Raw genomic sequence first — 11,590 nt, forward strand, 5'->3', positions numbered from 1 at the left:
GTCGGGGTCAGACCGGCAACAGGGTGGGGCGGGTCAGCGCATACCAGCGCACCATCAGCATGCGCGACAGCAGCAGGGTGGTGAACAGCGTGGTGACGATGCCGATGGTGATGGTGAGCGCGAAGCCACGCACCGGTCCGGTGCCGAACACGAACAGCATGACGTGGGCGAGCAGGGCGGTGGCGTTGCTGTCGACGATGGTGGAGGTGGCGCGCTGGAAGCCGACCTGCATGGCGTTGAGCGCCGTCCGGCCACGCTTCACCTCCTCGCGGATGCGTTCGTTGATCAGGATGTTGGCGTCCACCGCCATGCCCAGGGTGAGCAGCATCCCGGCCATGCCGGGCAGCGTCAGCGTCGCCTGGAACAGCGACAGGATCGCCAGGATCAGGACCAGGTTGGCGACCAGGCAGAGGTTCGCGTACCAGCCGAACAGCCCGTAGAACAGGCCCATGAAGGCGATCACCAGCACGAAGCCGACCACCAGGCTGATCGCGCCGGCCCTGATCGAATCCGCACCCAGCGAGGGCCCTACCGAGCGCTCCTCGATCACCGCCAGCGGCGCCGGCAACGCGCCGGCGCGCAGCAGCAGCGCGAGGTCGGTGGCCTGCTGGGCGGTGAAGCTGCCGGTGATCTGACCCTGGCCGCCGGCGATCACGCTCTGGATCACCGGCGCGCTGATCACCTTGTTGTCGAGCACGATGGCCAGCTGATGTCCGACATTGGTGCGCGTGACGTCGGCGAAGCGCCGGGCGCCGACCGAGTTGAAGGTGAAGTTGATCGACCAGCCGCCGGTCTGGGTGTCCTGGCCGGGCGAGGCATTGGTGAGATCGGCGCCGTCGACATCGGCATGCCGGATCACTGCGACGCGCTGCGCCGGATTGTCCGACATCGGCAGCATCTCGACGCCGGGCGGCGGCAGGCCGTTCGGATTGGCGGTCGCATCGACCAGGTGGAAGGTCATCTTCGCGGTGGTGCCGAGCAGCTGCTTGACCCGCTCGGGATCGGTGATGCCCGGCAGCTGTACCACGATGCGATCGCTGCCCTGGCGGGTGATCTCGGGATCGACCGCGCCGGTGGCGTCGATGCGCCGCCGCACGATCTCGATCGACTGCGTCACCGCATCCTGCGCGCGCGCCGTCATCGCGGTCGGCGAGAGGGTGACGGCGATGCTGCCGTCCGGACGGGCGCCCACGGTGAACTCGCCGGGTGACGCCTGCGGCAGCTTGGCCAGGCTGGCGATGTCGCGGTCGCGCTCGGTGGGATCGCGCGGCACGAAGGTGACGCTGCGGCTGCCAGGGTCGGTGGCGAGGTTGCGGTAGCCGAGCCCGTCGGCGAGCAGGTTCTGTCGCACGCCGTCGGTCAGCGCCTCCAGCCGCTCGCGGGTGATCGTCGGCATGTCCACCTGCATCAGCAGGTAGGAGCCGCCGCGCAGGTCTAGGCCGAGATGGATCTGCCGCCAGGGCATCGCGCGGGATGGCGCCGGCAGCAGGTTCGGCAGGCAGAGCAGCAGACCGAGCAGGCAGACACCCAGCACGGAGGCCGTCTTCATGCGGCTGTAGTACATCATGCTGAAGAAGGAGCTCCGTCGACGACTGCCGGGGGCGGCGGGGCGCCGCAGGCGGCGGGAACATGCCGATGTGCTTCTCGGGATGCAACTTCTGCTGCTACCCAGGCTGCCTGCAGGGAGGGCTCTCGATGGCGTTGCTGGGTTCGGGCGCACGGCGGCGTGAGACCGGGGACGCGCGGGGCGATACGCGGCGCCTGCGGATCGGGGTGATCGGCGCCGGGCATTTCGGCCGGTACCACGCCCTCAAGGTCGCCGCCGGCGAGCGGGCGGTGCTGGCCGGCATCCACGATCCGGACCCCGGGCGTGCCGCCCTGGTGGCGCGCGAGGCCGGCGGCGTGCCTGTGCTGGAGCTGGCGGCGCTGCTCGATGCCTGCGACGCGGTGGTGGTCGCGGCGCCCGCGGAGGTGCATTTCGAGCTGGCCACGGTGGCGCTGCATGCCGGTCGGCACGTGCTGGTCGAGAAGCCGATCGCCGCCACGCTGGAGGAGGCGCGCCTGCTCGCCGGCACCGCCGCCGCCACCGGTCTGGTGCTGCAGGTCGGCCACCTGCTGCGCTACTCCGCCGAGCATGCGGCGATCACCGAGCGGATCACCCGGCCGCTCTATATCGAGGCGACGCGTATCGCGCCGTACAAGGCGCGCGGCACCGACGTTTCGGTGATCCTGGACCTGATGATCCATGATCTCGACCTGGTGCTGGCAATCGTCGACAGCCCGATCGAGAGCGTGGACGCGCTCGGCTGCGCGGTCAGCAGCGCGCACGAGGACATCGCCAACGCCCGCGTGCGGTTCGAGAATGGCTGCGTCGCCACCATCACCGCGAGCCGGATCTCGCTCAAGACCGAGCGGCGGATGCGGCTGTTCTCCGAGGAAGGCTACCTGTCGGCGGACTTCACCGCGCGCGAGCTGACCATGATCGGCCGCCAGCGCGGCATGCTGCTGCCCGGCACCGGCGGTTTCCGGCGCGAGGCGGTGAGCTGGCGCGAGCACGACACGCTGGCCGCCGAGCATGCGGCCTTCGTGGCGGCCTGCCTCGACGGCGCCCCGGTTCTGGTCGATGCCGAGGCCGGCATCCGCGCACTGGCGGCGGCGATCGCGGTGACCGACGGCATCGCGGCGTCACGCCGGCGGATGGAGTTGTCGGGGCTGCTGACGATGACGGCGTTCTGATTATTCGGCGCGCAGGCCGCAAGCTTACCGAACTTGTGGTCGGTAACGATGCGGGCGGCGAACCGCGATATATAATACAGACTGGAAGTGGAACCGAGATTTACCCCAACGCGATTGAAATAGTTGCGACGAATTGACGGCCTTGTTGCGGTCACGCTCTAGCTCGGCAACCGCCGCGGTCTTCCAGGTGTCGTTTCAAGTCTGTTGGTGCAAAAGACGTTGCCTTGTTCGTGGCTGCGGCTCCCCTGCTCGACACACGCGGCCTGCTGTCTTGATTCAGCGTAGTAGTCCGTCGGCGGTTCTTCCGTCGAAGTGGTTGGCCGAAGCTGGGAGACCATAGGCGACTGGGAGTGGGCGGCCTCCCAATCGATGAGTTTGTAGTCCCGGCAATTCTTGAAAGAGTGGTTATCTGCGAGAGCATCAAGAGGCACTCACCGGCCGATTGCCGAGACCCTTCGCGCGGGGGACTTCTACCTCCTGCCAAACCCGATCAGCTAGACGAGACGTGCACGCTCGCGGAGGATGTATTTCTGCATCTTGCCAGTGCTGGTCTTCGGCAATGGGCCGAACACCACGCGGCGCGGCGCCTTGAAGTGGGCAAGGGCGGCGCGGCAGAAGGCGATCAACTCGGCATCGCTGGCGTCGGTGCCGGGCTTGAGGGTCACAAAGGCGCACGGCACCTCGCCCCATTTGTCGTCCGGCATCGCCACCACCGCGGCTTCCAACACCGACGGGTGGCGGTACAGCACGCTCTCCACCTCGATGGTCGAGATGTTCTCGCCGCCGCTGATGATGATGTCCTTCGAGCGGTCGCGCACCTCGACATAGCCGTCCGGGTGGCACACGCCGAGATCGCCAGTGTGGAACCAGCCGCCGGCGAAGGCCTCCTCGGTCGCCGCCGGGTTCTTCAGGTAGCCCTTCATCAGCGCATTGCCGCGTATCATCAATTCGCCCAGGCTGACGCCGTCCGCGGGCACCTGCTCCAGCGTGACCGGATCGGCCACCACCAGCGCCTCCTGCGTCACGTACGGCACTCCCTGCCGCGCCTTCATCACCGCCTGCTCGCCGGCCTCGAGCGTGTTCCAGTCCGCGTTCCACTCGCAGGTGATGCACGGGCCGTAGCTCTCGGTCAGGCCGTAGGTGTGGGTGACCGCGAAGCCCAGCCGCTCCATGCCCTCGATCACCGCGGCGGGCGGCGCCGCACCCGCGGTCGCGACCTGCACCGGCGGGTCACGCCGCGTGATGCCGGATGCGTTCAGGATCATGCCCATCACCACCGGCGCGCCGCAGAGATGCGTGACCCTCTCGGCATCGAGTGCGGCCAGGATGGCATCGGCGTCGACACGGCGCAGGCAGACATGGGTGCCGGCCAGCGCGGTCACGGTCCACGGAAAGCACCAGCCGTTGCAATGGAACATCGGCAGCGTCCAGAGATAGACCGGGTGGCGGGGCATGTCCCAGCTCAGCGCATTGCCGATCGCGTTCAGGTAGGCGCCGCGATGATGATAGACGACGCCCTTGGGCCGGCCGGTGGTCCCCGACGTGTAGTTCAGCGAGATCGCATCCCACTCGTCCGGCGGCAGGCTGCCACGGAACGACGGATCGCCGCCGGACAGGAAAGCCTCGTACTCGATGTCGCCGAGCAGACCGCCGCCGCCCGCGAGCGGGTCGTCGATGTCGATCACCAGCGGGCGGCGGTCGCGCGGCAGCAGTTCGAGCGCGGCGGCGACGGTCGGCGAGAACTCGCGATCGGTCAGCAGCACGCGTGCCTCGCCGTGCTGCAGGATGTAGGCGATGGTGTCGGCTTCGAGCCTGATGTTGATGGCGTTGAGCACCGCGCCCAGCATCGGCACCGCGAAATGCGCCTCGAACATCGGCGGCGTGTTCGGCGCCAGCACTGCCACCACATCGCCGCGCCCGACGCCTTGCTGCGACAGGGCGGAGGCGAACCGCCGGCAGCGCGCCGCCGTCTGGCGCCAGGTGGCGCGGTGGCTGCCATGCACCACCGCGAGGCGATCCGGATGCACCGACGCCGCGCGGTCCAGGAAGCTCAGCGGCGATAGCGGCACATGGTTGGCCGCATTCCTGGCGAGATGCTCGAATTGCATGGAAATCCTCGTGCGCCTCTGCCGGACGCTCGCGAGGATGATGAGCCTGCCGGCCCGGAACGCAAAGGCTTCAGATGGGCGTGGATCGTCTGGAACAAAGCAGGTGGCCCGCCAGCAGCATCCCCATCGTGCCGAGGGTGAAGCCGGTCGCCAGCGTCCTGACCGGCTGCTTGCGGGTACGCACCGCGACCCGCTCCAGCACGTCCTCGACCGAGCCTGCGGCGTTGATCAGGATCGGGGTGATGGTCTGGTCGAGAAACAGCTTCGCTCCCGAAGGTCCTGCCGGCTTTTCGAGAAGATAGGCCCTGCTGACCATTAGACACCTGTTTACTTAAAAGGAGGAGTAAGCAGGCCATGCAACGCGCCGCAACCGGCGATGTTCAGTCCCAAATCGCGGAGCAATGCCATGGCCAGACATGCCGTCAACAAACCCTACGAAGCGCCGGCTGGCGGATGGGGATCGGCGCGGTCCCTGGGCAATATCCTGCGGCAGGAAGGCGTCCTGGCCAGCGGAGCGTTGACGCTGTCGCGCCAGAACAAGGTCGACGGCTTCCAGTGCGTGAGCTGCGCCTGGATCAAGCCGGCCACGCCGCTGCCGTTCGAGTTCTGCGAGAACGGCGCGAAGGCGACCGCCTGGGAGATCACCGCGCATCGCTGCACGCCGGAGTTCTTCGCCAGCCATACCGTGACCGAGCTGCTGACCTGGGACGACTACCAGCTCGAGCAGAGCGGCCGGCTCACCCATCCGATGCGCTACGACGCCGTGAGCGACAAGTACGTGCCGGTGTCGTGGGGCGCTGCCATCGCCGAGATCGGCCGTGAGCTGCGCGCCGTGAGCGATCGCAAGAAGGCGGTGTTCTACAGTTCCGGCCGCTGCTCCAACGAGGCGAGCTACCTGTACGCGCTGTTCGCCCGGGTCTACGGCAACAACAACCTGCCGGACAGCTCGAACATGTGCCACGAGACCACCTCGGTGGCGCTGCCGCAGAGCATCGGCGTGCCGATCGGAACCGTCAGCCTCGACGACTTCGCCAAGACCGAGTGCATCCTGGTGTTCGGCAACAACCCCGGCAGCAATGCGCCACGCATGCTGCATCCGCTGCAGGAGGCGGCCCAGCGCGGGGTTCCGATCATCTCGTTCAACCCGCTGCGCGAACGCGGCCTGGAGCGCTTCACCAATCCGCAATCGGTGACCGAGATGGTCGGCGGCCATGCGACCCGGATCAGCTCGGCCTATCACCAGGTCAAGGCCGGCGGCGACCTTGCGGCGCTGACCGGCATCTGCAAGGCGCTGGTCGAGCTGGACGACCAGTCGAGAGAGTCCGGCGGCGAGCCGTTCCTCGACCACGGCTTTCTGGCCGAGCACGGGCATGGGCATGAGAGCTTCATCGAGTGGCTGCGCGTGCAGGACTGGGACGAGCTGGAGCGCCGCTCGGCCCTGGCGCGGGCGGCGATGGAAAGCACCGCGCGCATCTACGGCCGCGCGAAGTCCGCGATCGGCATCTATGGCATGGGGCTGACGCAGCATCGTGCCGGCGTCGAGACGGTGCAGATGGTGATGAACCTGCTGCTGCTGCGCGGCAATATCGGCCGCGACGGCGCCGGCGTCTGCCCGGTGCGCGGCCATTCCAACGTGCAGGGCCAGCGCACCGTCGGCATCAGCGAGAAGCCCGAACTGGTGCCGCTGGACAAGCTCGCCGAGCAGTTCGGCTTCGAGCCGCCTCGCGAGGAGGGGTTGGCTACCGTCGACGCCTGCGAGGAGATCCTCGCCGGCAGGATCGAGGCCTTCGTCATCCTGGGTGGCAATTTCGTGCGTGCGGTGCCGGATACCGGCCGGTTCGAGCCGGCCTGGCGGCGCATCCGCCTGACGGTGAATGTCGCGACCAAGCTGAATCGCAGCCAGATCATCCCGGGCGAGATCAGCTTCATCCTGCCGGTGATCGGCCGCATCGAGAAGGACCGGCAGGCGGCCGGGGACCAGGCGGTCTCGATGGAGGACACCAGCGGCTGCATCCACGGCTCGAAGGGGGTTCGCAACCCTGCCTCGCCGCACCTGATCAGCGAGGTCAGGTTCATCGCCGAGATCGCCAAGGCAACGCTGGATCCGAACCCGAAGCTGCGCTGGGACGACTGGACAAACGACTACAGCCTGATCCGGCGCGAGATCGGCGTCACCTATCCGGAGATCTTCTACGACTACGAGACGCGCATGTGGGAGCCGGGCGGCTTCAAGCGGCCGATGCCGGCGCGCGAGCGGATCTGGAAGACCAAGACCGGGCGCGCGAACCTCATCACGCCGAAGGGTCTCGACGAGGATCTCGACATGCCGGAGGTCGGGCACGACGTGCTCAGGCTGATGACGCTGCGCTCGAACGACCAGTTCAACACGACGGTTTACGGCTACCACGACCGTTTCCGCGGCATCTCGGGCACCCGCGACATCGTCTTCATGAACCGCGACGACATCGCCCGGCTCGGCCTGGTCGAGGGCGGCACGGTGCGTCTGCAGACGGCGTCGAACGATGGCGTGCACCGTGAGCTGGGCGGGCTGGCGGTGGTCGGCTACGACATGCCGGCCGGCTGCATCGGCGCCTACTATCCGGAGGCGAACGTCCTGCTGCCGATGAACCACTACGCCGAGGGCAGCAAGACCCCGGCGGCCAAGTCGATCCCGGTCACCATCCACAAGCAGAGCGCAGGCGTCGTCGAGCCCGGGCTGGTGGTGGCGGCCTAGAGGCGGATCAGTCCGCCGCCTGCAGGGTGCCGCCCGAGCCGTCCAGTACGAGGTGCTGGCGGAAGAAACCGGCAACCGCGGGATTGTGCGCGATCGAGACGATGGTGGTGCCGGGCAGGCGGCGCTTCAGCATGACGAGCATGCGGCCCTCGCTGTCGGGGTCCAGCGCTGCGGTCGCCTCGTCGAGGAACAGCCAGTCGGGACGCGCCAGCAAGGCGCGGGCGAGGGCGAGGCGCTGCTGCTCGCCGCCGGACAGCCGCATCACCCAGTTCTCGTCCGGCTGGTCGAGTTCCGGCACGAGGTCGGCGAGGTCGGCGTCCTCCAGGGCGCGGCGGACGGCATCCGGTTCGATATCGGCAACGGCAGCCGGATAGCACAGCGCGTGCCGCAGGGTGCCGATCGGGATGTACGGCCGCTGCGGCAGGAACAGGGTCCGGCCGGCGGGGCGCTCGATGCGGCCGGTGGCGAACGGCCAGATCCCGGCGAGCGTCCGGAACAGGGTGGATTTGCCGGCCCCCGATGGCCCGCTGATCAGGGTGTCGATGCCGGGCGCCAGGGTGATGTTCAGGGGTGCGCCGAGGCGTTCGCCGTTCGGCAGCGCCAGTGCGACGTCCTGCAGGCGGTATGCGTCGGCGCCGTCATGCACCTGGATGCCGGCGGCGGCGGCCTCGCGCGCGCTTCGCACCGCACGATCGAAGGTCGCCAGACGTCCGACCGTCGCACGCCACATCGCAAGCGTCGGGAAGCTGTCGGCGAACCAGGAGAACGCGCCCTGCACCTCGCCGAACACCTGGTTGACCTGCATCAGGGTGCCGAGGGTGATCCGGCTGGCGAAGAAGGACGGCCCGATCACCAGGAACGGCAGCACGCTGGCGATCTGGCCATACGAAATGGTGGTGGCGTTGAGCAGCAGGATGCGTCGCAGCAGGCTGATGAAGTTGCCGCGTATGGCGCCGAAGATCCTCAGCAGCACGGCATTCTCCTCGTGCTCGCCGCCCTGCAGCGCGATGCCCTCGGTGTTCTCGCGCGCGCGCACCAGTCCGAAGCGGAAATCCGCCTCGTAGCGCTGCTGGAAGAAGCGCAGCGCGATCAGCCGGCGGCCGATCAGGTAGGTCAGCAGGGTGCCGCCGAGACTGAACAGCAGCGCCACCCAGATCAGGCCGCCCGGTATATGCAGGCCGAAGACCGGCGTACGCCCGGACAGTTTCCACAACACGATGATGTAGCTGAACAGCGAGACGACGTTGCTCAACAGGCCGAGCAGCAGGCTCAGCGTGTCGGTCCCCGGCCGCACGTTGCCGCCGGCGCCGCAGAATGCCGCGATGTCGTCCGACAGGCGCTGGTCGGGGTTGTCGGTGCCGACGCCTTCGGGATCACCCGCGACGCTGATGCGGTAGTAGGCGCGGTCGGCGAGCCAGCGCTGCAGGAAGTCGCCGGTCATCCATCGGCGCCAGCGTATCTGCAGGTATTCGGTGACGAACAGCTGGGTGACGCCGACCAGGATGAACAGCATCGCGATGGCCAGCAGGCCCGGCATGAACCAGCCGCTCGGCAGCGGCAGCCATGTGAAGATCAGCGCCATGAAGGAGTGCTGATCCTTCTGCTGCAGGCTGTCGTACAGCAGGTTCGACCAGAAGGTCGTCAGCACGCCGAGCTCGGTCTGCACCACCGACATCACGCCGACGCTGATCAGCAGGGTCAGCGCCAGTCGGCGCTCGCTCGAGTGAAAGAAATACGGCTTGAACAGGCGCCAGGCATCGGCCAGCACCGGACCCAGGTTACGCATGGCGGGCTATCCGATCCGTGCCGCGAGGATGAAGTCGTTCTCGTGCAGGCCGCCCGCCGCGTGGGTGTGCAGCGATACCGAGGCGTAGCCCCAGCCGAGGCCGATGTCCGGATGATGGTCGGCCGCTTCGGCAAGGTCCGCGACGCGGCTGACGAATGCGAAGGCCTCCGCGAAGTTGCCGAATTTCCATCGCCGTTCGATGCGGTCGGGATCGTGCGAAAGCTGCCAGCCTGGAACCTGCGCGAGATAGTGCGCGATCTCGCCGGGCGAGAGTTTCGCGGTGCCGGCACGGCAGGCGGTGCACGCGCGATCGGCGAGGGAGGTCGTCATCGTGCTCTCCGGGTCAGGATGCGAGGTGTTCGCGCAGCACTTCGAGTTCGAGCCAGCGTTCCTCCGCCGCCCTGAGCGCCGCCTCCTCGCGTTCCAGGGCAGCGGTGGTGGCGGCGAAGCGCTTCGGGTCGCGGTTGTACAGCCCGGCATCCGTCAGCAGGTGACGCAGCCGCACGATTTCCGCCTCGTGCGCCGCGATCTTGCCGGGCAGCTGCTCGAGCGCGTGCTTGTCCTTGAAGGTGAGCTTGCGCACCGTCGCGGCCGCCGGCTGCTCGACCGGCTTGCGGACCAGCGCCGAGCCCGCCCCCGACCGGTCCAATGCCCCGCCCGCGATACGGCCGCCCTGGGCCAGCATGTCGGAATACCCGCCGGCATATTCGATCCAGCGCGCGCCGCCCTCGGCCGCCACGATCGAGGTCGCCACCCGGTCCAGGAAGTCGCGATCGTGGCTGACCAGCAGCACGGTGCCGGGATAGCCGTCCAGCATCTCCTGCAGCAGGTCCAGCGTCTCCAGGTCGAGATCGTTGGTGGGCTCGTCGAGCACCAGCAGGTTGGACGGCTTGGCCAGCGCGCAGGCCAGCATCAGTCGGCCGCGCTCGCCGCCCGACAGCACGCCCACGCGTGTGCGCGCCTGCTCCGGGCGGAACAGGAACTGCTTCATGTAGCCGATGACGTGCTGCTTCTCGGTGCCGACCTGCACCATGTCGCCACCGCCGCCGGTCAGCGTGTCGGACAGCGTCGCATCCGGATCGAGGCTGCGCCGCTGCTGGTCGAGCGTCACCACCGACAGCGCGGTGCCGATGGCGATGCGGCCGGCATCGGGCGTCTCCAGTCCGGTCAGCAGGCGCAGCAGCGTGGTCTTGCCGGCACCGTTGGCCCCGGCGATGCCGAGACGGTCGCCGCGCAGCACACGCAGATCGAGGTCGCGCACGATGTCGCGGCCGTCGAACGACTTCGCGACGCCCTCCGCCACCGCCACCAGCTTGCCGGACAAGTCGGCGGTCTTGGCTTCCAGCCGCAACCCGCCGGGCGCCTTGATGGCATCGCGACGCTCCGCCCGCAGCGCCGCCAGTTCGCCGACCCGGCGCACGTTGCGCTTGCGCCGTGCGGTGACGCCGTAGCGCATCCAGTGTTCTTCCCGCGCGATCTGGCGGTCGAGCTTGTGCGCCTGGGTCTCCTCCTGGTCGAGCACCTCCTCGCGCCAGGCCTCGAACTTCGCGAATCCCTGGTCGAGCCGGCGAGTGGTGCCGCGGTCCAGCCACACCACGCTGCGCGACAGGGTTTCCAGCATGCGCCGGTCATGGCTGATCAGCACGATGGCCGAGCGCAGGGAGGACAGCTCGCGCTCCAGCCAGGCGATCGTCGGCATGTCGAGATGGTTGGTCGGCTCGTCGAGCAGCAGCACGTCGGGCTCCGGTGCCAGCGTGCGGGCGAGGGCGCAGCGCCGCACCTCGCCGCCGGACAGGTGGCGCGGGTCCTCGGCACCGGTCAGGCCGAGCTCGTCGAGCAGGGCGGTGGCGCGGTAGCCGGGATCGTCCGGCGTCAGCAGCGAGCGCGCATAGTCCAGCGTGGTCGCGTAGCCGGAGAGGTCCGGCTCCTGCGGCAGGGTGGCGATGGTGCTGCCGGGCTGCAGGAAGCGGGTGCCGCTATCGGCGAGCAGGCTGCCGTCGGCGATCTTCAGGAGCGTGGATTTGCCGGACCCGTTGCGGCCGACCAGGCAGATGCGCTCGCCGGCGGACACCGCGAAGCCGGCGCCGTCGAGCAGCGGCCGGCCTCCGAGGGTGAGGACGATATCAGACAGGAGAAGCAGCGGTGGCGCCATGCGCCTGTTCTGGCGCGGCGGCGGTCCGGGTTCAATGGCCAGCCTGGACCCGGGCGCCGGATGGCCCGGTAGAT

Annotated in this window: 8 protein-coding genes; 2 read left to right on the forward strand and 6 right to left on the reverse strand. The window is 68.5% G+C overall.

The window, feature by feature from the left end:
* Positions 1-7: 7 nt before the first annotated feature.
* Entirely contained in the window at positions 8-1,567 is a 1,560-nt protein-coding gene (gene secD / locus FE263_RS10100; RefSeq protein ID WP_138325879.1) for a protein translocase subunit SecD, read from the reverse strand.
* 128 nt (positions 1,568-1,695) lie between these two features.
* On the opposite strand from secD, the gene FE263_RS10105 reads away from it, so the two are divergent.
* The gene (locus FE263_RS10105; RefSeq protein WP_138325880.1) at positions 1,696-2,736 is read left to right on the forward strand and encodes a Gfo/Idh/MocA family protein; all 1,041 of its coding nucleotides are present in this window, start codon (positions 1,696-1,698) and stop codon (positions 2,734-2,736) included.
* Between the two features lie 494 nt (positions 2,737-3,230).
* Here FE263_RS10105 and FE263_RS10110 read toward each other — a convergent pair whose 3' ends face one another.
* Together FE263_RS10110 and FE263_RS10115 are read right to left on the reverse strand one after the other, a co-directional pair.
* Positions 3,231-4,844, reverse strand: a complete 1,614-nt coding sequence (locus tag FE263_RS10110) for an acyl-CoA synthetase (RefSeq protein ID WP_171034033.1) — start codon at positions 4,842-4,844, stop codon at positions 3,231-3,233.
* A gap of 70 nt (positions 4,845-4,914) precedes the next feature.
* The gene (locus FE263_RS10115; RefSeq protein ID WP_138325882.1) at positions 4,915-5,160 is read right to left on the reverse strand and encodes a hypothetical protein; all 246 of its coding nucleotides are present in this window, start codon (positions 5,158-5,160) and stop codon (positions 4,915-4,917) included.
* A gap of 90 nt (positions 5,161-5,250) precedes the next feature.
* Here FE263_RS10115 and FE263_RS10120 point away from each other — a divergent pair, with 90 nt between their 5' ends.
* Complete coding sequence (locus FE263_RS10120; RefSeq protein ID WP_138325883.1) at positions 5,251-7,578, forward strand: FdhF/YdeP family oxidoreductase; 2,328 nt, start codon at positions 5,251-5,253, stop codon at positions 7,576-7,578.
* A 7-nt stretch (positions 7,579-7,585) separates the two neighbouring features.
* Here FE263_RS10120 and FE263_RS10125 read toward each other — a convergent pair whose 3' ends face one another.
* The 3 genes from FE263_RS10125 to FE263_RS10135 are packed head-to-tail and all read right to left on the reverse strand — an operon-like array spanning position 7,586 to position 11,516.
* The gene (locus FE263_RS10125; protein ID WP_138325884.1) at positions 7,586-9,364 is read right to left on the reverse strand and encodes an ABC transporter ATP-binding protein/permease; all 1,779 of its coding nucleotides are present in this window, start codon (positions 9,362-9,364) and stop codon (positions 7,586-7,588) included.
* 6 nt (positions 9,365-9,370) lie between these two features.
* Positions 9,371-9,694 carry a 4a-hydroxytetrahydrobiopterin dehydratase gene (locus FE263_RS10130; protein ID WP_138325885.1) on the reverse strand — a complete coding sequence of 108 codons (324 nt, stop codon included), beginning with the start codon at positions 9,692-9,694 and terminating at the stop codon, positions 9,371-9,373.
* 13 nt (positions 9,695-9,707) lie between these two features.
* Positions 9,708-11,516: an ABC-F family ATP-binding cassette domain-containing protein gene (locus FE263_RS10135; protein ID WP_138325886.1), complete on the reverse strand. Its 1,809-nt coding sequence runs from the start codon at positions 11,514-11,516 to the stop codon at positions 9,708-9,710.
* Between the last annotated feature and the right edge of the window lie 74 nt (positions 11,517-11,590).

Source organism: Lichenicoccus roseus (assembly GCF_005844085.1).
Classification (GTDB): domain Bacteria; phylum Pseudomonadota; class Alphaproteobacteria; order Acetobacterales; family Acetobacteraceae; genus Lichenicoccus; species Lichenicoccus roseus.